The following is a 20,965-nucleotide window of genomic DNA, read 5'->3' on the forward strand; positions in this document are numbered from 1 at the left end:
GATGGGCGAGCGTGACGACGCGCCGCACGACTTCTCCCGTGCCGTGCTCCACCCCGTCTCGGGCTACCAGGCTGTGGCGGGGTTCCTCCGGCGGGAGATGGCCCTCGGTCGCATCCGTCCCGGTGATCGCCTTCCTCCCGAGCGGCGGCTCGCCGAGCAGCTCGGGGTCTCCAGGGAGACGTTGCGTCAGGCATTGCGCATCCTCGAGGGGAGCGGGCAGATCCTGATTTCGCGGGGAGCGTCCGGCGGGGCGATCGTGCAGGACGCGGTGCTGGATCCTCGTCTGATCCGCGAGGAGGTGCGCACACGCTCGGCGGAGATCGGGGACCTCACCGAGTTCCGCTCGATCGTCGAGTCGGGAGGGGCGGCGCTCGCCGCCGTCCGTCGGAGCGACGCCGACCTGGAAGCCATGGCGCGGGCGCAGCAGGATCTCGCCGCCGCCGTCACCAAGGCCGAATCGCGCATCGCCGACACGGACTTCCACCTCGCCCTCGCCGGCGCCTCCGGCAACTCCTTCGTCCGCGACGCGGTCGAGGAGGCGCGGGTGCGCATGTTCGAGCCCGTCGACCTGATGAGCTTCGACTTCGTGAAGGAGTCGAGTTGGTCGGCGCACGAGGAGGTCCTCGACGCGGTGCGCCGCGGAGACGCTGAAGCTGCGGGTGCCGCGATGCGCGCCCACCTGCACACGACCCACGAGGAGTTCACCCGGGTCGTCGACTCCTGACCGGGCTCAGTCGCGCGTGAGGCGTGAGAGCTCCGCGACGAACGCGTCGACGTCGCCCTCCTCGGTGTCGAAGCCGCACATCCAGCGGACTTCCTTGCGCGCGGCGTCCCAGTCGTAGAACCGGAACGAGTCGCGGAGCTGGTCGGCCACGCCGTCGGGCAGCGTCGCGAACACGCCGTTCGACTGAGTCGGTTGCGTGAAGCCGACGCCCCGGATGGATCCTTCGGCGATGCCCGCCTCGATCTCGGACCGCAGACGCGCCGCCATGGCGTTGGCGTGCTGGGCGTTGCGCAGCCAGAGGTCTCCTTCGAGCAGCGCGATCAGCTGGGCCGAGACGAATCGCATCTTCGACGACAGCTGCATGTTGAATTTGCGGGAGAAGGTCAGCCCGTCCGCGGCGTCGGGGTTCAGCACCACGATGGCCTCGCCGAGCATCGCGCCGTTCTTGGTCCCGCCGAACGTGAGCACGTCGACGCCGGCGTCGCGGGTGAAGGCACGCAGGGGCAGGTCCAGGGCGGCGGCGGCGTTGGAGATGCGGGCGCCGTCGAGGTGGAGCTTCATGCCGCGCTCGTGCACGTGATCGGCGATCGTCCGGATCTCTTCCGCGGTGTACAGGGTGCCCAGCTCGGTGCTCTGCGTGATCGAGACGACCAGAGGCTGCGCTCGGTGCTCGTCGCCCCAGCCCCAGGCCTCGCGGTCGATCAGCTCGGTGGTGAGCTTGCCGTCGTCGGTGGGAACCGTCAGCAGCTTGAAGCCGCCGATCTTCTCCGGGGCGGCCGCCTCGTCGACGTTGATGTGTGCGGTCGACGCCGCGATCACGGCGCCCCAGCGCGGGAGCATCGACTGCAGGCCGGTCACGTTCGCGCCCGTGCCGTTGAACACGGGGAACGCCTCCACGCCGTCGCCGAAGTGCGCCCGGAAGACCTCCTGCAGGCGGGCGGTGTACGCATCCTCGCCGTAGGCGCTCTGGTGACCGCCGTTCGCCGCGGCGATCGCCGCGAGGACCTCGGGGTGGATGCCGGAGTAGTTGTCACTGGCGAAGCCGCGGATCGCGGGGTCATGCTGGATGCTCACCGTCCAAGCCTAATCGCCCTACCGAATGTCCCCGCCTCGCCCTACCCTCGATCCCATGGAGCGCACAGCGGCGAAGAGGGCTTTCGGCAACGTCCTCGTCAACACGCTCATCGCGAACGTGACGACGAGCTTCCTCTGGTTCGCGCTCACGTTCTGGGTCTACATCGAGACGCAATCGGTGCTGGCCACGGGCATCATCGGCGGTGCCTACATGCTGTTCATCGCGTTCTTCGCGATGGCGTTCGGCACCATCGTCGATCGCAACCTCAAGCACACGGTCATGGTCATCTCGAGCGTGATCTCGGCGGTCGCGTTCCTGGTCGCCGGCGCTCTGTACCTGTGGCAGCCCGAAGCCGCGCTGCTCGACCTGGGCGGCCCGTGGTTCTGGCTGTTCTCCGGCGTCATCCTGTTCGGCGGAGTGATCGAGCAGCTGCGCAACATCGCTCTCTCGACCACCGTCACGCTGCTCATCCCCGAAGAGAAGCGTGCGAACGCGAACGGTCTGGTCGGCACCGTGCAGGGCATCGCCTTCCTGGTGACGAGCGTGTTCTCGGGGCTCTCCATCGGGTTCCTCGGTATGGGCTGGACCCTCGCGATCGCGATCGCCGCGATGGCGCTCACGTTCGCGCACCTTCTGTTCATCCGCATCCCCGAGGGCACGCCGACCCCCGACCCCGAGGCGACGAGCGCGCTCGACTTCCGCGGCAGTGTGAAGGCGATCCGGCTCGCCCCCGGGCTGTTCGCGCTCATCATCTTCTCCACGTTCAACAACCTCATCGGCGGCGTCTACATGGCGCTGATGGATCCGTACGGGCTGACCCTGTTCGACGCACAGACCTGGGGCTTCGCCTTGGCGTTCGCGTCGACCGGCTTCCTGATCGGTGGTGCGCTCGTGGCGAAGTTCGGGCTCGGGCCGCGGCCGATGCGCACCATGCTGCTCGTGGTCATCGCGATGGGACTGCTGGGCTCGGTGTTCATGCTGCGAGAGTGGTGGCCGTTGTACGTGGTCGGCATGTGGGTGTACATGGCGCTGGTGCCGCCGGTCGAGGCCGCGGAGCAGACGGTGATCCAGAAGGTCGTCCCGTTCACGCGCCAGGGCCGGGTGTTCGGGGTTGCGGCGGCGATGGAGGCGGCGGCGGCACCGATCACCGCGTTCCTGATCGCCCCGATCGCCGAGTTCCTGATCATCCCGTACATGAACACCGCCGAGGGGCAGCAGCAGTGGGGATGGCTGCTCGGCGAGGGCGAGGCGCGGGGCATCGCCCTCATCTGCCTCTTCGCGGGACTGATCATGGTGGTGGCTGCGACGCTCGCCTTCTTCACCCGCTCGTACCGCAAGCTCACCGAGCTCTACGCGCACGCGCCGGAGCAGGACATCCCCGCTCTCGAAGAGGACGCCGAGGGATCGGCACCGCAGACCTCGGGACTGAGCGCGGCGGAGGCGACGAGAGACCCCGCCGAGGTCAGACATGCGGACGCTCCGCCCGTCGTGCCGGGAATGCCGCCGGAACCCCGGTGACAGCGACAGGACGGTGTGCGGGTCACTCCAGGTCGAAGACCCGGTCGTTGAGGTCGGCGGCGTCCGCGTCCCACAGCGACAGGACCCGGGTCGCGAGCACCTCGGGGTCGAGCGCCTTGGCGCGGAACACGACGGAGGCGGTGCGCAACGGTTCTTCGGCGTCGCGCGCGGCCTTGGCGTAGCCCTGCGCGACCGCCCGGGTCCAGGCCTCACTCGCGGCCTTGACAGCGGCGTAGTTCGCTCCTCCCGCGAGCGGCCGTGCGACGGCGGTCGACGACACGATCGCGAACCTTCCGGCCTCGGAGGCTCGCAGCGCCGTGTCGAAGGCTCGGCTCGTGGCGCGCACCGACTCGAGGGCGGGCAGGAGCGCCGCGAAGTCCTCGTCCGACTGCCCGACGACACCGCCGCCACCGCGCCAGCCACCCACCAGCGGGATCACCGCGTCCACCGCGCCGGACCGTGCGGCGAGTGCGCTCATCTCCTCCAGCGAGGTCGCATCGGCGACGACGACTTCGGCACCGGCTTCGACGAGCTCCCGCAGTCTGTCGGCGGAGCGACCGGTGGCGATGACGTGCGCACCGGCTCCGCGCAGGGCGCGCGTGACCGCGAGACCGGCAGCGCTGGTCGCGCCTGCGAGCACGACTCTGCGGCCGGAGAGTCCCGAATCCGTCTGTTCCGTCATGGTCCCACTCTCTCGGATCGGTGGGGCAGCTGCGGCCGGAACCCGCGGAAGAGTCCGCAGAAGAGGTTCCGGCCGCAGCGCGGTGCGCCCCAGCGTCACACTCGAACCGCGCGCGGTGCGCGGAGATCGTCAGTCGTCCGTGCCGCGGATGCCGACGGTCGATTCGATGACCGGCTTCATCTTCTTGTGGAGGGTCTCGAAGAACATCGACAGCGGGAACTCATCGTCCATCACCGCGTCCGTGTACCCCTTCGGTGCGCCGGCGAGGATCTCGTCCGACAGGCCGCGAGCCCACTGCGATGCCGGGTGCGGGGTCAGTGTCCCGCGGACGAGTTCATACGCGGCGAGCCAGTGCGCGACCTTCGGGCGGTCGATCGAGTGCCAGTACAGGTCGTCGATCGCATCTCCCAGAGCGACCACGGCATCCGGAACGTTGTCCCAGTCGAACGCGAGAGCGGTGTCGGTCCAGTGCAGCACGCCGCGCTGATGCAGCCAGGCGAACAGCAGCTGGCCGCCGACCGCGTCGTAGTTGCGCGTTCTGGTGCCCGTGATCGCGAACCGGAAGATCCGGTCGAAGATCACCGCGTACTGCACGAGGTGCGCGTAGTCGTGCATCTCGCGCTCGGTCTCGGTCAGCTCCTCACCGGCGGCGATGCGGGCCGCGAGGGCGCGTTCGATCTTCACGGACTCGCGGAACGCCGTCATGTCGCAGCGCATCTCCTCCAGCGAATACAGGAAGAACGGCATCCGCTGCTTGATCATGAACGGGTCGAACGGCAGGTCCCCGCGCATGTGCGTGCGGTCGTGGATGATGTCCCACATGACGAAGGTCTTCTCCGCCACCTGCTGATCGTCGAGCATCGCGGCCGCGCGCTCCGGCAGCTCGAGGTTGGTGATCTCCGCTGCGGCGCGGGTGACGCGACGGTAGCGGGCCGCTTCGCGGTCCTGGAAGATCGCACCCCAGGTGAAGGTCGGGATCTCACGCATCGCGACGGTCTCAGGGAACAGCACGGCCGAGTTGGTGTCGTAGCCGGGCGTGAAATCCACCAGCCGCAACGAGACGAACAGCTTGTTGCCGTAGTCTCCGGACTCGAGAGCGGCGATGAACTCGGGCCAGATCGTCTCGACGATCAGAGCCTCGACCAGGCGGTCGCTCGATCCGTTCTGGGTGTACATCGGGAACACCACGAGGTGGCGGATGCCGTCGACGCGGTGCTGCTGCGGCTGGAAGGCTACGAGCGAGTCGAGGAAGTCCGGCACGCCGAAGTCCTCCGAGGCCCAGCGGTCGAAGTCGACCACCGACGCGGCGAGGTACTCGGCGTCATGCGGGAAAGCGGGGGCGAGCGCGCGGATCGCGCCGGTGATCGCACCGACGAGCTCGCGGGCTGTGGCGTGGTGCGCGGCGTCGGGGATCGAGCCGTCCTTGATCTGCATCTCGCGGATCGCGATCGCAGCGTCCTTGAGCTGCGCCCAGGCGGCTGACTGCTCGGCGATTGCTGCGTCCTCGACGACCTCGGGTTCGCCGACGATGGCCTGGACAGCGGAACTGTTGGCGGAAAGAAGGGACATCGGGACCTCCGATCGGAGAAATAGACGGAAAGATTCCTGCAGAAACGGAATCCTGACGATAATCTTACAGCCATGGATGACTCTGTCGACCGTGCGATCCTGACCGCGATCTCCCGTGACGGGCGTGCCACGCTCTCCCAGCTGTCGGATGCCGTCGGCCTCTCGGTCTCCGCCGTGCAGTCCCGGCTGCGCAGGTTGGAGACTCGGGGCGTGATCTCCGGATATCGGGCGATCCTCGACCCGGAGCAAGTGGGTACGCCCCTGTCCGCCTTCATCGAGATCACGCCTCTCGACCCTGCTCAGCCCGACAATGCGCCCGAGATGCTCGAGCACCTCGACGCGATCGAGGCCTGCCACTCCATCGCGGGCGACGCGAGCTACATGCTGTTCGTCCGCGTCCCGACTCCGCGTGCGCTCGAGGAGCTCGTGCGGGATGTGCGCCTCGCGGCGAATGTCAGCACGCGCACCACCGTGGTGCTGCAGACCTACTACGAGCATCGGCCGATCATCCCGGTGGGCTCGACCGAGTAAGCGCGCGACTCAGAGCACGGCGCCCACCATCGCCTCGCCGAGCGGGGTGCGCAGGTGCTGCATCCTGGCACCGTCGCGTTCGCTGGCGATCAGTCCGGCGCCTCGGAGTACGGCGAGGTGATGCGAGGCGGTGGAGATCGCGAGGTCGGCCTCCTGGGCGACCTGCGAGGTGGTGCGAGCCGAGCCTGCCCGAAGCAGGATGCCGGCGCGTGCCGGCCCCAACAGTGCGCCGAGAGCATCGGCGATCTCGGTCGCGTCCCGCGCCCAACCGGCCGTGACGCCTCGAGCGGGATAGAACAGGGTGGGTTGTGCCGGCGGCTCGGTGAGCACCATGCACCCCCACGACGACATGACCGAGGGAACCAGGACGAGTCCGCTTCCTCGGCAATCGACCTGCTCGCTGTGACGGCGGAGGGAGACACGGACGGCACCCGCGCCCCAGGTCACCTGAGGATGCAGGTCGCCGGCCATCCCCGCGATACCCGTGCTCGCGATCGCGCGCGTGCGCACGGCGATATCGGCGCGCAGCAGGCGCTCGAGCTGCGGCCACACCGGGGCCAGCGCCGCTTCCCACACAGCCGCGCAGGCATCCGCGATGAGGCCGCGGGCGCGCGCGGGGTGCTCCTGCATCTCGCGCAGCGCCTGCCGTCGAGCGCCGGTCGAACGCAGCACCATCTTCCCGAAGTCGACGCGCATCGGCTCGAGACGTGCCTGGCGCAGTTCCTCCAGCTCGACCTCGGGCGTCAGATCCCACCGTGGTGCCGTGGTCAGGAAGTCGGGCAGGTAGCCGTCGTCTCCGATCACGGTGGTGAGCAGGGCGAAATCGTCACGCGGAAGGCGGTCGCGGACGGCCCGCAGCCATCCCCACTGCAGCGGATGTGCGGCAGGGCGCCGCAGCACGCGCACGGCATGAGCCAGTTCGTGACCGGGGGAGATGCCGAACCGCACCGCTTCGACATCGCCCGGCGTGAGGTGGAACTCCACGCGGTGGTCGGGATGCTCGATGCCCTCGATCGGCTCTGTATTTCGATGCACATCGAAACACTAGGGGTCTCGTCCCGACGTTGTCGAGACTGAGGCCATGAACAGCACACCTGCTCCTCTCGGGGTCGTCGCCGGCGCCGACATCCGCATCGGCTCGGGGCGCAGCCGCCGATTCGTCGGCGTCGAGCACGGCGCCGAAGTGTCGTACTTCTTCGTCGAGAATCAGCCGGGCGAGGGTCCGGGGCTGCACTGGCATCCCTATCCTGAGACCTGGGTCGTGATCGAGGGCGTCGCCTCGATCACGGTGGGCGAGGAGACTTTCGTCGCCGAGGCCGGAGACACGGCCACGGGCCCCGCCTTCATCCCGCACCGCTTCACCAATGCGGGTGACGGGGTTCTCAAGATCATCGGCATCCACGCCTCCGCCACCATCATCCAGACGTTCCTCGACGAGGACTGAACACCGTAGGAGACCCCATGTCTTTCCAGGCATACCTCGACAACATCGAGACCAAGACCGGCCTCACCCCGCGACAGTTCATCGAACGCGCCACGGAGAAGGGCTTCGACCGGACGACCAAGGCGGCACCCATCGTCGCATGGCTGAAAGAGGACTATCAGCTCGGTCAGGGGCACGCGATGGCGCTCGTGCACGTGATCACGAAAGGCCCGCAGATCAGTGCCAAGCACGTGGGCACGGGCGGCGCCCACGGCGACGCCTCCGACATGCTGTGGCTCGACGGCAAGGACAGCAATCCGAACGCGTGATCCCTCCGTGCGCGCAGGCCGCGCATCGGACCGGCCAGTAGGATTCCCTGCGTGGCAGCATCCTCCCAGCGCAAGAAGAAGGCCCCGAGCGCCAAGCGCACGCCGACCCGCACGAGCGGCAATCCGGCGAAGCGTCCGGTCGTCGAAGCGGGACCGGTGATGGTATCCGATTGGATCGGGGCTGCGCGACTGCGCACGCTGCCGCTCGCGATCGCGCCTGTGGTCATCGGTACCGGAGCGGCGCGCAGCACCGGTCCCGAATTCCACTGGGTCATCGCGCTCGCCTGTCTCGCCGTCGCGGTACTGCTGCAGATCGGCGTGAACTTCACGAACGACTACAGCGACGGCATCCGCGGTACCGACGCCCACCGTGTCGGCCCGGCTCGGCTCACCGCCTCCGGACGCGTGAAGCCCCGCACGGTGCTGATCATCGGTCTGGGTTTCTTCGCGCTCGCCGCGGCCGTCGGGCTGGCCATCGTGATCCGCACGGGACAGTGGTGGATGCTCGCCGTCGGTGCCGCGTGCATCGTCGCCGCGTGGTTCTACACCGGGGGCAAGCGACCGTACGGCTACTACGGCCTGGGCGAAGTGTTCGTGTTCGTGTTCTTCGGACTCGTGGCGACGCTCGGCACGACGTGGGTGCAGGTGTTCGCCCTGTCGCAGCAGGCGTGGCTCGGTGCGATCGCCGCCGGCCTGTTCGCGTGCGCCGTGCTGCTGGCCAACAACCTGAGAGACATCGATCAGGACCGCGAGGTCGGCAAGCGCACCCTCACCGTGCTGATCGGGCGCCGGGCGACCCAGGTGCTGTTCACGCTCTTCGTGCTGGCACCGTTCGGCATCGCGGCCGTCCTGGCACTGCTCTTCCCGATCGCGTGGATCTCGCTTCTGGCGTTGCTGGCAGGTCTGCCCGCCATCGCTATCGTCTGGTCGTATCGGCAGGCGAAGGAGCTGGTGACCGCGCTGGCGCTCACCTCTCTCACCGCGCTGCTCTACGCCGGTGCCCTCTTCTGGGCGTTCGTCGGCTGACCGCGCGCGCGGAGCTCAGACCCGCGGGTCGTCTTCGACGGATTCGTTCGCGTCGTCGATGGCCCGGTCCTCGGCATCCGCGTCGGCCTGACCACCCGAGGAACGGCTCTCTCGACGTTCCTGCAGTCGTGCCGAGGCATCGGTCAGGGGGGTGCGCAGGAACAGCATCGAGATGCTCATCCCGATGAGGGCCGCGAAGATCGCCGCGAGCCACCAGAACTCGCGGAAGATCGGGAAGAAGAACCACAGGATCGCGAGCGGCACCAGGAATGCCAGCAGCCGCAGCACGGTGTAGACGAGGAAAGGGGCGGACTTCTTCACGCCTTCAGTCTACGTTCGCCGGGCCGTGCCTCCGTCGCCGATGCCCAGGTGCGCGAAGGGGATGCCGCGTACGACGCGGCGCCAGGGGTGTTCTCCCAGCGTCCACAGCAGCTCGGCATCGAGATCGAGCGCGAGATCCTCACAGCCGACCGGCAGCGCGGCGCGATCTCGGGTGAGCGCGGCCCGTGCACCGCTCCACAGCACGCCGGGATGCAGCTGGTCGGACTGCGACACGAAGTAGCGTCCACCCCACCGCACGGCGCCCTGCATGCGCGCGATGTCTGGCGAGAAGCGGTCCGTTTCGGTGAAGCCGTCCTCGGCGCCCCCGGGAATGGTGAACTCGCCGATCCGGCCGCCGCCGTCGGCGCGGTGCTCGCCGATGAGCACACATCGGCGGGGCGTGCCGTCGTCATCGAACACGCGGCCGAGGAAGGAGCAGCGCAGCGCGACCGGATGCACGCGGGTGCGCACGGCCACGAGCGAGGTGGCACGGCCTCCGCGGGCCCGTGCTCCTGTGAGCCGTCGGGCGTCGGCGCCGCGGACCTCGCGGATGTCGGAGAGGTCGAACTCCCAGATGCCACGTCGTGTCGCCGCGACGAACAATCGGTCCCCGAACCAGGCGAGGCCACCGGCATGGATCGGCGCCGGATCGAGCGCGCCGTCGTCGCCGGTGACTGCGAGGATGACGTCGAGGCGCCGGGAGCGCTCCCGGTCGACCAGGGTGACACGGGAGGCGAGGTGGCGGCCGTCGAGGCGCTGCCGGAACCAGCTCACGGCGATCGTGGGGCGACCGCGCCAGATGCCGACGTCGATGCCCTGCGGGTACCAGCGTCGAGTCCACGTGCGGGCGGAGAGCCAGCGCAGCTCGACGGTCTCGCGCCGTTTCCACCGCACCGGGCGCCACGCGGATCCGAAGGGCCAGAACATGCTCCTCATCGTCCCCGATCGGAGGCACCGGTGCGAGCCGGAAGCTCTGCCGAAACCCAGACGTGTCGTGCTGCCGTCCGCGTGTTGCGGTCCGACACGCCGACGGCGCGGCGTTGCTTCTGGGTTTTCGCACCCTCGTTCGGAGCGTCATCCCAGGAAACGGTTCTAGCGCGGAAGATCACGGCGGGGTAACGTCGTTTCCATCGCGGCGATCCGGGTGGTCCCGGGCCTCAGTTCATACCTGACGGCGTTGCGGGTTCGACTCCCGCCGTCGCGTCCACTCCAGAAGCCCCACCTGCCCCGGAATATCAGGGCTGGCGGGGCTTCTTTGCTGTCTGCACCGCGCTCCGTGACAACAAAACAGCAACACTCGACGAAGTGCGCGCCTGATCGAGCGCGTCCGAAACGGCCTCGAGGTCGTCATCGAACAGGTCGGCGTAGACGTCCAGAGTCATCGCCGCGGACTTGTGCCCGAGCATCCGTTGCACGGCCTTCACGTTCGCGCCGGCCGAGATCGCGAGCGACGCCGCGGTGTGCCGGAGGTCGTGGATTGTCATGCGGGGGAGTCCTGCCGTCTCGAGCGCGGTCATGAACCAGGAGCGTGAGCCTTCGCTCGTGCGGGGCCGCGGCACGTGTACGAGGCCCTCCCCGAACAGCAAGGCGTCGCGCCCCTTGCCCTCGCACTGGCGTGCGATCGGCAGAGCGAGGAAGTTGGGGAACGGCACGCTGCGCCGTTCATGCGTCTTCGGCGTGCCGACGTGGATCGTCGTCCCGACCCGCACAGCGTTCTCTTGGACGCTCAGACGCCGTTTCAGCGCGTCTACGTCCCGAACCCTCAAGCCGGTGAGTTCGCCCCAACGGAGGCCGGTGTAGGCCGCGACGTGGATCAGCGTGCCGTAGTCGCCCGATGCGTCGACGAGCGCATCGACCTGCTCGTGGGTGAGGTAGACGTGAGGCTTCGCGACCTTCCGGGGCAGGTTGTCGAGTCCCCGGGCGACGTTCTGAGTGACGCGGCGATCGCGGAGCGCGACGTCGAGGATCGCGGCGAGCACGCCGTGAGCTCTCAGCACGACCGTCGCAGACTTCGGCTTTGTTGCCAGGCCAGCCGTTCGTGACGACTCGCGTCGGGCGCTCGGCGCTGTGCCGTCCGACAATTGGCGGATCCACTCTCGCACCGCGGAGTGCTGCACTGCCGCGACCGCAACCCGCCCCCACTTTGGCTCGACGTAGACCCGCCAGGCGTCCGAGACTGCGCGATATGTCGACGGCTTGAGGCTGGTTTCCTTGTCGCGCAGCCACTCCGCACCGAGCGTCCCGACGGTCACCCTCGCGGTCGACGGGTTCACGTACTCGCCGCGGCCCTTGGACACCTCGACCTCCGCTAGACGGAGCTCCGCATCTCGCTTTGTCGTGAATCCTCGCTCGGTAGTCTGGGAGTGATCTGGGCGCCGGTAACTGATCCGGTAGCGACGATCAACCCGCCGAGGTTTCCCTTCTTTGTCGAGCTCGCCCTTGACGAAGTACTCGTGAACGCTACCCACCGACGATCAGCCCCGACTCGCGACACTGGTTGATCCACCGGTGTGCAGTCGATCGCGAGATCCCGAACGCATCGGTGACTGCCTTAATCGGATGCAACCGCAACGCGAGGGCCACGTTATACGTGCGTGCGACCTCACCCATTGCGCCAGGTGACGGCCATTGGTCCCGGATCGCGGTCGGGTACGCCTCGCTGGCCAATGCGTGCGCGGTGAGCGGAGTCCACCCTGCGTGTGGAGGTAGATGCTGTCGAAGCAAGTCGATGACTCGGACATTCCGGAGGTCATCGGAAGTAACTTCTTCCTGGGCTCCATGACTCTCAATCGTGACTGACATGATCCTCAGCCAGAAGGAGCCCGACGCCGACACGCGAATGCGAGTCTCCAGACCTATTCGCGGATGGTGGTCAACGATCAGGGTTCCAGGCGATCGGAGAGTCAGTGTCGGTCCGCCTACCTCGATGGGGCGTGCGTCCGCGTCGGGCAAGTACTCGACCTCTGCACCGAACGGTCGGGCTCCTGAATCGGAGTCCGTGCTGCCGCTATCCCCAGTCATCTGAAAAGCCTCTCGTGATACACGCTTGCGGAAAGTGTAGCAACGTGATGTAACCTATCGCTTGACACACTTACCGAAGAGATGTGTCACGAAAGGAGAAGTCGTGACAGTTCAACTCGCGCCCCAGCAGCCGGACGCACCGAGAGCAGACGAGCAGAAGTACCTGACGCCTGCACAGGCGTGCGACCTAGTGCCCGGCATGACGGTCGGACACCTCGCCCAGCTTCGCTTCACCGGCAAAGGCCCGAAGTTCTTGAAGCCGACGCCCCGAACCGTCCTCTATCGGACCGTAGACGTCATCGCGTGGCTCGAAAGCTCCGAACAGAGCAGCACCGCAGCGACGGCCTGACGGATGAGTATCAACGAGAAAGGGCCCGGGGTTCAGCCGGGCCCAGAGAACCAGAACCCTTCGAGAGGAACCAGCATGATTACCCTACCGGCCGCCACCGTGCTTGTCACCGACGACGAGTACCGCGCCGCAGCGCTAGCAATCCGCACATGGATCGAACAGCAGCTCACCAAACCCGAAGTGACTGCGGCGCTCGCCGCAGCTGAGAGTGCCGAGGGGTTCACGATCGGCGACCACCCGCTCGAGCGGATCGGCATCCTCGACATCCTGATTCGGCAGGGGCGGGCGCCTGGGGTCACTGCCGAACGTATGCCAGACTTCCTCACCCCACCCACTTGGGCTGTCGCGTCCAGCTACCGCATCAACTACGGATGCGGCGCGATCGCGCTTGCATTCGACGGTCAGCCCCACGGCGACCTGGTGCCCGTGAGTGTCTCACAGGACATCGAACTCGTGCTCTGGCCCGACCTCTACGACGAGCCATCACAGGTTGGTGACCACCACAGCGATGGACCAAACCTCACATGGAACGCGGCCGACGCCGAAAACCTCGCGTCCAAGACTCCAAGCGCTGTGAAGCGGTTCGCCGAAGCGCTCGCCGCGGCAGCCGACGAGCTCGCCGACATCGAAGCCCGCAGCCTCACCCGCTTCTCTGCTCGTGAGGTGAACCAGTGAGCGTCGGCATGATCGCGGACGCCAGGGAAAGCCTCGTCGCGGCGGCGCTCACCCTCTCCGCGGCCGTGGCCACGGCCACGTTCGAGAACCCGGTCCCCGCCGCACTGATCCACGAGTTCCGCGACGCAGACCGCGCCCTCGCAGACGCCATGGCAGCCCACCAACGACCTCGCCCGCCCGCAGTGCTCGCCGTAGCGACGTTCGAGGTCGAACCCGGAGAGGACGGATCTACCGTCGTTCTCTCGCATGCACGCGGCCGCGTGACTCTGGAACCCGACAGGGCTCGTGGCCTCGCAGCCGCGTTGACCGCGGCCGCCGGGCACATTGACCGGCCGCGTGAGCTCCGCCGCCGCAGCGACGTCGGCCAGGAGCTCCTCGAGCGGGAGGGCTGAGCGGTGGGAAATCCTCAGAACGTCATCAAGCCGCTGGCAGACGTGCCACCCACGTGGCTTCCGTTCGTCGCATTATTCAGGTCATTCCTGCACGCCGGAAATCTTTCGAACCGCTACATCGAAGACTGCATCGGCATCCTCCGCCGCTTCGCAATCGCGACAGGTGCCGCCCCAACCGAAGTAACGCTCGCTCATCTGCTCGAGTACATCAACAGCGGGTTCAGCCCCGGAACGATGTATCAGCTTCGCTCCGTGTTCCAGCGCTTCTTCGGCATGCTCCACACCGAGGACCTCATCCCACGCAACCCCTCAGCCAAGCTCCCCAAGGTGAAAGTACCCGTGGGGAAGCCAAGACCGTTCACCGTCGCTCAGGTCGGCCTACTCCTCAACGGCGTAAGCGGCGGGCGTCCAGCGTACGCACGCACCCGAGCCATGATCCTCCTGGGCTACTTCCAAGGCTGGCGAGTCGCCGAGATCGCACGCGCTGCAGGCGAGCAGTTCGACCTCCAGGAGAACGTCGTCCGCTACATCGCCAAGGGTTCGAAGTTTAGAGAACAAGCGCTCACACCGACGATCGCCGCGCTCGCGGCCACGATGCCCCGACGCGGCTACTGGTTCCCGGGACAAACCGGCGAGGGGCACGTCCTTCCCAAAAGCGTCTCATCGCTCCTCGCTAACCGGATCAGCACCGTCGGCATCGACGACCCCCGCCTGACCGCTCACTCGCTTCGCCATGCTTGCGCGACCGAACTCGTCGCGGCCGGCGTCGATATCAGGGTCATCGCCGAATTCCTCGGCCACGAAAACCCGGCAACCACGATGAGGTACACGAAGGTCGATCTGTCACAGCAAATCGCTGCAGCAGCTCTCATCCCTACCCTTGACGAAAGCCCACACGCCACGGCGCTCGCCGCAGGATCCGCCATCCCCCGCCTCGAAGATCTCCGTCGAGCCAGTGCGGGCGCAAGTCGACACGGCACACCGGCCGCCTACCGCACAGGATGCCGCTGCGACCTATGCCGCGACGCCCACGCGCTCGCCAACCGGCAATGGCGAGCCAACCGTGTCCTCGCGGGAGCCAACGCCTAGTGAGAGCACCCCACCAATCCACTGCGAAAACCCCCGCCCGCCATCAACTCGCCCGAAGGGAGAACACCTGATGACCATCACCGCGCTCGCCGAAGGTCAGCAGGCTCCTCGGTTGGATCTCCCGGTCGAGCAGCACGAGATCCGCGCAACCATGGAAGGCAGCGCTTAGTGGGGATCGAACTGTTGAGCGAAGCCATGAGCTACGCCCGCGCATTCAACAAGAGAGCTCGAGCGGCCGGCACCCGGCCGCTCGAGCCCCTCGAAATGCTCGTGCTGCAGACTATGGCGCTCTCTGCCCGCGACAAGGACCCCCAACCGACCTACTTCGCTGGACGAGACACCACGCTCGAAGCCATCGGCCTCGACACATCAGCACCGTCACGGAGACGCCTCATGCGCGCCACCAGCGCTCTAATCGAGGCGGGAGCTATCACCAGAGCCAAGAGCGGGCATCGTGGCTCTACGGCCGTCTACAGCCTCAAACGCGAAGGGGTACCCCTCGTGGTACCCATTGTGGATAACTCCGCGGAAAGGGTGTCACCAGAGGTACCCAATAACGGGAATGGGTACCACGAGAGTCCCGAATGGGTACCACGAGAGTCCCGAATGGGTACCACCAGAGGTACCCCCAAGGAAGGAAGAGGACTAGAAGAGGAGGGGGACGCGCGCGCGAGCACCTTCGAGCTTGAACAGCCGCCCACTCCCACCCCACATCCTTGGGACCACGACCTCCCCGAACCACGCACCGCCCGCGAAGCGGCCCGCTGCCCGAAACACCCCCACGGCACCCCCGACCGCTGCGTCGCATGCGGCGACAACCGCACCACGTGGACCGAAGCACACCCCGACGCACCCACCCGACCCCGCAAACCCCGCCCATACGACTGCGACGCCGGCCGCCACCGCGTCACCGGCGAGAAACGCCCCGGCGTACCCGACGACATCTGCGTCACCTGCCACCAGCGCGGCGTCATCGACGCCCTCGCACCCGCAAACCTCGGAGCGACCGCGTGACCACCAAGCCCACCATCACAGAGCCCTCACCCTTCAACTGCCGACGCGGCCGCCACTGCGTCCTCACCACCGACCGCATCTGCGTCATCTGCGGCGCCCAAGGCGTCACCGACGCCCGACGCCTCCCACCCCTCACCGAACCACCACAACCCACCGCGCTCGCCGCGGCGGAGCCGCTGAGCATCGTGTCCGGGACGGAGAGCGATGGTTAGACCAGCTGCAGACTTCCTCTTCGACGATCTCCTCATCCTCCCTGGGAACCTCGCGCTACAGGTCTGGACCGTTGGCGAGCTCGACCGGGCACTCGCGCAGGCCCGCCGCGACCGCGACCACCAGCTCGTCGAGATCCTCATTGCCATCCGCACTGCCGGGCTCCGAGCGAAAGCGGCCGCTGCCGAGGTGACGTCCGGACTCGGACATGTTTCGCGTCCGAGCCCGGACATCGGGACAAGGTTGAGATTCATCACCACCAGACAGGCGGCCGACCGGCTGCATGTCAGCACCCGCCACGTCCTTCGTTTGTTGGACACGGGCGAGCTCCTCGGCCGGAAGGTCGAGGACCGCTGGCACATCGACCCACTCTCGCTGCCGAGCAGCAGCACAGCACAGGAGAACACATGAGCTTCACCGAAGCCGCGAACCAGCTCGCCCGCCGCGAGGCCCGTGAGAAGCTCGCACTCGCGACCAACCGGAAGACCGCGATGGAGATCCTCGCCGTCGCCGAGCAGCGCGGAGACAAAGAACTCTCTGCCGGGATCCGCCAGGAGATCGCCGAACGCTGGCCGCTGCGTCAGCCGATCAACTTCAAGCCCCGCCTGGTCATCGCCAACGCTCAGATGTTGACCGCGCTCAAGGGCGCTTGGTCAGATCCCGCCGCACGTCAGGCGCGTCAGGACTTCATCGACGGCAAGTACACCAAGGAGATCTTTGATCGCCTGTACCCACCGACCATCGCCGCGCCCGTCGCCGTTGTCGATCGGGTGCTCGTCTCGGCGCAGGAAGAGCTCAACAAGGCAAGCAAGGTCCTCGCCACCCAGGTCGACAAGCTCCTCGCCCGCCCCACTGGCAGCGTCGAAGAGCGGCTCCTGTACGAGACGCAGGCACAGCGAGCCTGGGGTCGCCTCAAGCCGCAGCTCGACAACCTCAGCGACACCGAACTCGTCGGTTCAATCGAGCGCATCGTGGCGGACGCTGTCGGCCCCGGGGAGCGAGGTGCTGTCATGCAAGAGCTTCCCGCATACTTGAGCGTTCGAGGTGTGGAGCGCTACTTCAGCGAGTCGATCGAGACCGTGGTCAAGGATGCTCTTGTGCAGTCCGACCCGATGGCGATGGGTGCCGACAAGGCCGAGACTCGCGCCGACGAATACCTCGCGATCGTCCGCTACAACGCCGGCAACGTGCGTGCACTCATCACGGACAACTGGGCCGCGCTGCACTCCATGACTGCTCAGGACCTCGGACAGCTGGAGGAAGGGCGCAGCGGTCGATTCATCACCGCCGACCAGGCTGCACTCGACGGACTCACCACAGCAGAAGCGGCGGCCGCAGCGGCCACGTCCTCGTTGCTCAAGAACGTCTGATGCGGCCGACCGGCGGGCGTCAAGGGGTGGGGGGAGACCCCCAACCCCGCGGCGTCTCCGTACCGCCGGGGAGGGCGCTGGGGTCCGTCGAGGGTTCAAACTTTCCCGCTGCCGGTCCTATCGGGCGCGGAGGACGCCGCACAGGGGCCCCTCGCCTTGCTCGCTGCGGCCACCTTGCCCCCTACTCTCCGGGGCCTCCTCGTCGCGAGTGCGACACTTGCGCTCGCCCGGAATCTCGGGCATGCAAGACATGCGCCGGCGACATCACAGGCCATCATCCGAACGCCCGTTTCTGCAGCAGGCGCTGTCGTCTCGTGGCAAGCGGCCGCGCCAGAGCCGAACCACTCACCGCTCGACTGTGTGCGCTCGAGGAGTGCTCGAACCTGTTCGTTCCCTACCGGGAAACGCAGCTTTGCTGCTCGGAACGCCACGGCAAGATCCATTGGAACCGGCGAGCTCGCTTGACCGGTACCTCAACCACCTGACGCCCCTATCCGCCCCAGAAACCCAGGATCGACATGAAGAGGATTGACTGACAGAAGCGTAAAGGTAAGCCTGATCCTGCAGGCGCAGGGCTACATGCAGGGGATGCGGGAAGTCGGCAAGGCCACCGACGAAGCCGGGTCGAAGGCGGAGAAGCTCGCCGCGCAACGGCAGGGCTTCGAGTCCCTTGGGCGCACAGCCCTCGGTGTTGGTACTGCCATGGCGATCGGTGTCGGGCTCGCGGTCAGCAAGTTCGCCGAGTTCGACCAGCAGATGTCGTACGTGAAAGCCGCGACCCATGAGACCGCCGGCAACATGGACCTTCTCCGGGACGCAGCTCTCGAAGCGGGTGCCCGCACCGTCTACAGCGCCACCGAAGCGGCCGGCGCGATCGAAGAGCTCGCCCGCGCCGGCGTCTCCACCGCGGACATCCTCGGGGGCGGACTCGATGCCGCACTCGATCTCGCCGCAGCAGGTGGACTCGACGTCGCGGAAGCCGCCGGCATCGCCGCCGTCGCCCTCAAGACGTTCAATCTCGAAGGCGCCGACATGTCGCATGTTGCCGACCTCCTCGCGGCCGGCGCAGGGAAGGCGATGGGCGACGTCTCGCAACTCTCTCAAGCACTCGCTCAGGGTGGCCTCGTCGCGAAACAAACGGGCCTCTCGATCGAAGAAACCACCGCCGGCCTCGCCGCGTTCGCAGCCCAGGGCCTCCTCGGATCCGACGCCGGTACCAGCTTCAAGAGCATGCTGCAGCGCCTCACCCCGCAGTCGAACGAGGCAAAACAGAAGATGGAAGAGCTCGGGATCTCGGCTTACGACGCCTCCGGCAACTTCGTCGGCTTGGCTCAGTTCGCAGGCAATCTCCGGACCTCCCTGCAGAAGCTCACGCCCGAGCAGCGCAACGCCGCGATGGCCACCATCTTCGGCTCTGACGCAGTCCGCGCTGCCAGTGTCCTCTACGACGAGGGTGAGGCAGGCATCCGTGAGTGGACGGAGGCGGTCAATGACCAGGGATACGCCGCCGAAACCGCCGCGATGCGCCTCGACAACCTCGCTGGAGATGTGGAGGCACTCGGCGGCGCCTTTGATACCGCCCTCATCACCGGCGGATCCGGAGCCAACGACGTGCTCCGCGCACTCGTTCAGACCCTGACCGGCGCCGTCGACCTCTTCGGAGAGCTACCCGACGAGGTACAAGGAGCCGGCGTCGTCTTCGGCCTGGCTGCCACCGCAGTCGCACTCATGGGCGGAGCATTCCTCACCGCAGTACCGAAGATCGCCGACTTCCGAGAGGGCGTCAAGGCCCTCAACATGTCTATGAGCGGCATCAGCATCGCCGCAGGCCTGGCCACGGCCGCCCTCGGTATTGGCTTGGCCGTTATCGGCGCTGTCGCCTCCGCCCACGCCGAAGCCGAAGCCCGGGCACGCTCCTACGCCGACACCCTCGAACGAGGTACCCAGAAGGTCACCCGAGCCACTCGCGACCTTGCCGCCGAGAACCTCACCGCCGAGAAGTCCTTCTTGTGGATCTCTCGAGGCTCTGCGGCCGACGCGGCCGCAGAGCTCGGCCTCGGCGTCGATACCGTCACCGACGCCGTGCTCGGCAACGCCGAAGCACTCACCAAGGTCTACAGTGCCGTCCAAGCCGGCCTCGCCCGCGGCTCGAAAGCCATGATCAGCCAGAGCGACGCCGACGTACGGGCCTCCCGCGCCGCTGAGCTCCTCACCGAGAGCCTCGAAGGGGAGATCGGTGCACTCGACGAAGCCCGCAAGGTCGCCCAACAGAAGAGCGAGGCTGACAAGACGGCCGCCGCAGCGGCCGCCGAACACGACACCGCGCTCCGCAAGCTCGAGGGCGGCGCCGGCGTCGCCACAACGGGAATCAACGAGCTCGCCGACGCAATCCGCGGATTCGGCTCAACCGAGCTCGACGCTCGCTCCGCGGCCCGCGACCTCGAGGCCGCATACGCCGACCTCACCGAGTCCGTCGCACGGAACGGCACGTCCCTCGACATCACGACCGCTGCAGGCCGCGCCAACGAATCCGCCCTCGACGGGATCGCCCGCAAGACCCTCGAAGCCGCGGCTGCCACGCTCGAGCAGACCGGTAGCCAGGAAGCCGCCAATGGTGTCATGGCTACCGGACGCCAGCGCCTCATCGAGATGCTCGCCCAGTTCGGCATCACCGGCGCCGCAGCAGACGCCTACGCCGACGCCCTCGGCCTCATCCCCGGCAACATCCCCACCGTGGTGCAGTTGCTCGGCGTCGACGAAGCCCAGAACAAGATCAACCGGTTCGTCACCCTCAACAACGGCCAGACCATCCGAATTCGCGTGCAAGCAGACGGCGCCGCCCTCCAGGTCGGCCGGTTCGACGTCACGAATAGCGCGACCGGCAACCTCTTCGACAAGGGGAAGAAGGTCACGTCGTTCGCATCGGGGGCGATGCTCCCCGGGATCTACAGCCCGGTCAACGGTGGGATTCACCGCATCGCGGAGGCCGGCTGGTCCGAGGCATACATCACAGAGAACCCCGCGTACCGGGATCACTCTCTCGACGTGTGGGAGGGCATCGGCCGACGCATCGGCGCCTTCCAGCCTGCGCCGGCATCTCATGCTCTCCCGGCTGCTTCACCGGCGGGGAGGAGTGCGGTGGGCAACCAGTACTCGTTCGGCGACATCTACGGGATCGACCCGGAGCTGATCGTTGGCGAGATGAACAAGCAGGTGCGACGAGCGGTGGCCGTCAGCGGTCTCCATGAGGGAGTGGGTGACTGATGGGATCATTCACGACACCCGGCGGCGACATCTTCGCCGTCGACGACGCCGAGCTCCATGACCAGGTGCTCACCCTCTCCGCGCACGTCGTCGACGGCAACAAGAGCGCAGCGCTCGCGGTCGTGGCCAAGGCCTATGAGACAACCAGCTCAATCGACTACGTCATCCTCATCGCCCAGGAGGCGCTGACACGTGTGGCGGTGTATCTCGTCAACGAAGCCACCCCGCCCGAGACGATCAAGATCACCGGCACCCTCGGCGCGATCGCTCACGCCACACGCTCCCTCGCCGGCATCATCCAAGCCAAGAGCGGGTGACACGCGAACGGGGGCTCTTTCGAGCCCAGGTGTTCAGACATGCTGGCTATGAATTGTGCTAGATCA

Annotated in this window: 23 protein-coding genes and 1 pseudogene; 16 read left to right on the forward strand and 8 right to left on the reverse strand. The window is 67.2% G+C overall.

Annotated features, from left to right (window positions below; all coding sequences use genetic code 11):
• The first annotated feature begins 1 nt into the window (after position 1).
• Entirely contained in the window at positions 2 to 724 is a 723-nt protein-coding gene (locus LC041_RS02205; RefSeq protein WP_226531341.1) for a FadR/GntR family transcriptional regulator, read from the forward strand.
• A gap of 6 nt (positions 725 to 730) precedes the next feature.
• On the opposite strand, the gene LC041_RS02210 is transcribed toward LC041_RS02205, so the two are convergent.
• A complete protein-coding gene (locus tag LC041_RS02210) occupies positions 731 to 1,798 on the reverse strand; it encodes a threonine aldolase family protein (RefSeq protein ID WP_226531342.1) in 1,068 nt (355 codons plus the stop codon).
• 55 nt (positions 1,799 to 1,853) lie between these two features.
• Here LC041_RS02210 and LC041_RS02215 point away from each other — a divergent pair, with 55 nt between their 5' ends.
• On the forward strand, positions 1,854 to 3,317 hold the full coding sequence (locus tag LC041_RS02215) for an MFS transporter (RefSeq protein ID WP_226531343.1): 1,464 nt from the start codon (positions 1,854 to 1,856) through the stop codon (positions 3,315 to 3,317).
• A 22-nt stretch (positions 3,318 to 3,339) separates the two neighbouring features.
• Here the strand turns inward: LC041_RS02215 and LC041_RS02220 are convergent, their stop codons facing one another.
• Entirely contained in the window at positions 3,340 to 3,999 is a 660-nt protein-coding gene (locus tag LC041_RS02220) for an SDR family NAD(P)-dependent oxidoreductase (protein ID WP_226531344.1), read from the reverse strand.
• 129 nt (positions 4,000 to 4,128) lie between these two features.
• Positions 4,129 to 5,568: a DUF6421 family protein gene (locus tag LC041_RS02225; RefSeq protein ID WP_226531345.1), complete on the reverse strand. Its 1,440-nt coding sequence runs from the start codon at positions 5,566 to 5,568 to the stop codon at positions 4,129 to 4,131.
• Between the two features lie 72 nt (positions 5,569 to 5,640).
• Between LC041_RS02225 and LC041_RS02230 the strand changes: the two genes are divergently transcribed.
• Positions 5,641 to 6,099: an Lrp/AsnC family transcriptional regulator gene (locus LC041_RS02230; protein WP_226531346.1), complete on the forward strand. Its 459-nt coding sequence runs from the start codon at positions 5,641 to 5,643 to the stop codon at positions 6,097 to 6,099.
• Between the two features lie 9 nt (positions 6,100 to 6,108).
• Here LC041_RS02230 and LC041_RS17280 read toward each other — a convergent pair whose 3' ends face one another.
• Positions 6,109 to 7,134 carry an ArsR/SmtB family transcription factor gene (locus LC041_RS17280; RefSeq protein WP_226531347.1) on the reverse strand — a complete coding sequence of 342 codons (1,026 nt, stop codon included), beginning with the start codon at positions 7,132 to 7,134 and terminating at the stop codon, positions 6,109 to 6,111.
• A gap of 46 nt (positions 7,135 to 7,180) precedes the next feature.
• On the opposite strand from LC041_RS17280, the gene LC041_RS02240 reads away from it, so the two are divergent.
• The 3 genes from LC041_RS02240 to LC041_RS02250 are packed head-to-tail and all read left to right on the forward strand — an operon-like array spanning position 7,181 to position 8,877.
• Positions 7,181 to 7,543, forward strand: coding sequence for a cupin domain-containing protein (locus LC041_RS02240; protein WP_226531348.1), 363 nt, complete (start codon positions 7,181 to 7,183; stop codon positions 7,541 to 7,543).
• 17 nt (positions 7,544 to 7,560) lie between these two features.
• Positions 7,561 to 7,851 carry a DUF4287 domain-containing protein gene (locus LC041_RS02245; protein ID WP_226531349.1) on the forward strand — a complete coding sequence of 97 codons (291 nt, stop codon included), beginning with the start codon at positions 7,561 to 7,563 and terminating at the stop codon, positions 7,849 to 7,851.
• 51 nt (positions 7,852 to 7,902) lie between these two features.
• Positions 7,903 to 8,877, forward strand: a complete 975-nt coding sequence (locus LC041_RS02250) for a 1,4-dihydroxy-2-naphthoate polyprenyltransferase (protein ID WP_226531350.1) — start codon at positions 7,903 to 7,905, stop codon at positions 8,875 to 8,877.
• Positions 8,878 to 8,892: 15 nt separating this feature from the next.
• Here LC041_RS02250 and LC041_RS02255 read toward each other — a convergent pair whose 3' ends face one another.
• Positions 8,893 to 9,198, reverse strand: coding sequence for a DUF4229 domain-containing protein (locus LC041_RS02255; RefSeq protein WP_226531351.1), 306 nt, complete (start codon positions 9,196 to 9,198; stop codon positions 8,893 to 8,895).
• A 9-nt stretch (positions 9,199 to 9,207) separates the two neighbouring features.
• Positions 9,208 to 10,125, reverse strand: coding sequence for a hypothetical protein (locus LC041_RS02260; protein WP_226531352.1), 918 nt, complete (start codon positions 10,123 to 10,125; stop codon positions 9,208 to 9,210).
• A gap of 204 nt (positions 10,126 to 10,329) precedes the next feature.
• Between LC041_RS02260 and LC041_RS02265 the strand changes: the two are divergent.
• Positions 10,330 to 10,405 (forward strand): annotated as a pseudogene (locus tag LC041_RS02265).
• 28 nt (positions 10,406 to 10,433) lie between these two features.
• Here LC041_RS02265 and LC041_RS02270 read toward each other — a convergent pair.
• Positions 10,434 to 11,495, reverse strand: a complete 1,062-nt coding sequence (locus LC041_RS02270; protein WP_226531353.1) for a tyrosine-type recombinase/integrase — start codon at positions 11,493 to 11,495, stop codon at positions 10,434 to 10,436.
• Positions 11,496 to 11,658: 163 nt separating this feature from the next.
• Complete coding sequence (locus tag LC041_RS17425; protein ID WP_374197649.1) at positions 11,659 to 12,219, reverse strand: helix-turn-helix domain-containing protein; 561 nt, start codon at positions 12,217 to 12,219, stop codon at positions 11,659 to 11,661.
• A gap of 103 nt (positions 12,220 to 12,322) precedes the next feature.
• Between LC041_RS17425 and LC041_RS02280 the strand changes: the two genes are divergently transcribed.
• From LC041_RS02280 to LC041_RS02320, 9 genes are all read left to right on the forward strand, one after another.
• Complete coding sequence (locus LC041_RS02280; protein WP_226531355.1) at positions 12,323 to 12,568, forward strand: helix-turn-helix transcriptional regulator; 246 nt, start codon at positions 12,323 to 12,325, stop codon at positions 12,566 to 12,568.
• A 99-nt stretch (positions 12,569 to 12,667) separates the two neighbouring features.
• A complete protein-coding gene (locus tag LC041_RS02285; protein ID WP_226531356.1) occupies positions 12,668 to 13,243 on the forward strand; it encodes a hypothetical protein in 576 nt (191 codons plus the stop codon).
• Entirely contained in the window at positions 13,240 to 13,635 is a 396-nt protein-coding gene (locus LC041_RS02290; protein WP_226531357.1) for a hypothetical protein, read from the forward strand. Before LC041_RS02285 ends, LC041_RS02290 begins: the two co-directional genes overlap by 4 nt.
• A gap of 3 nt (positions 13,636 to 13,638) precedes the next feature.
• A complete protein-coding gene (locus tag LC041_RS02295) occupies positions 13,639 to 14,724 on the forward strand; it encodes a tyrosine-type recombinase/integrase (protein WP_226531358.1) in 1,086 nt (361 codons plus the stop codon).
• 1,010 nt (positions 14,725 to 15,734) lie between these two features.
• On the forward strand, positions 15,735 to 15,950 hold the full coding sequence (locus LC041_RS02300; RefSeq protein ID WP_226531359.1) for a hypothetical protein: 216 nt from the start codon (positions 15,735 to 15,737) through the stop codon (positions 15,948 to 15,950).
• Entirely contained in the window at positions 15,943 to 16,359 is a 417-nt protein-coding gene (locus LC041_RS02305) for a helix-turn-helix domain-containing protein (RefSeq protein ID WP_226531360.1), read from the forward strand. The genes LC041_RS02300 and LC041_RS02305 overlap by 8 nt, the downstream gene beginning before the upstream one ends.
• Positions 16,356 to 17,318: a hypothetical protein gene (locus LC041_RS02310; RefSeq protein WP_226531361.1), complete on the forward strand. Its 963-nt coding sequence runs from the start codon at positions 16,356 to 16,358 to the stop codon at positions 17,316 to 17,318. The genes LC041_RS02305 and LC041_RS02310 overlap by 4 nt, the downstream gene beginning before the upstream one ends.
• 528 nt (positions 17,319 to 17,846) lie before the next feature.
• Positions 17,847 to 20,582, forward strand: a complete 2,736-nt coding sequence (locus LC041_RS02315) for a phage tail tape measure protein (RefSeq protein ID WP_226531362.1) — start codon at positions 17,847 to 17,849, stop codon at positions 20,580 to 20,582.
• Positions 20,582 to 20,899, forward strand: a complete 318-nt coding sequence (locus LC041_RS02320) for a hypothetical protein (RefSeq protein WP_226531363.1) — start codon at positions 20,582 to 20,584, stop codon at positions 20,897 to 20,899. The genes LC041_RS02315 and LC041_RS02320 overlap by 1 nt, the downstream gene beginning before the upstream one ends.
• Positions 20,900 to 20,965: the final 66 nt, after the last annotated feature.

The sequence above is a fragment of the Microbacterium paraoxydans genome (genome assembly GCF_020524545.1).
Classification (GTDB): domain Bacteria; phylum Actinomycetota; class Actinomycetes; order Actinomycetales; family Microbacteriaceae; genus Microbacterium; species Microbacterium paraoxydans_C.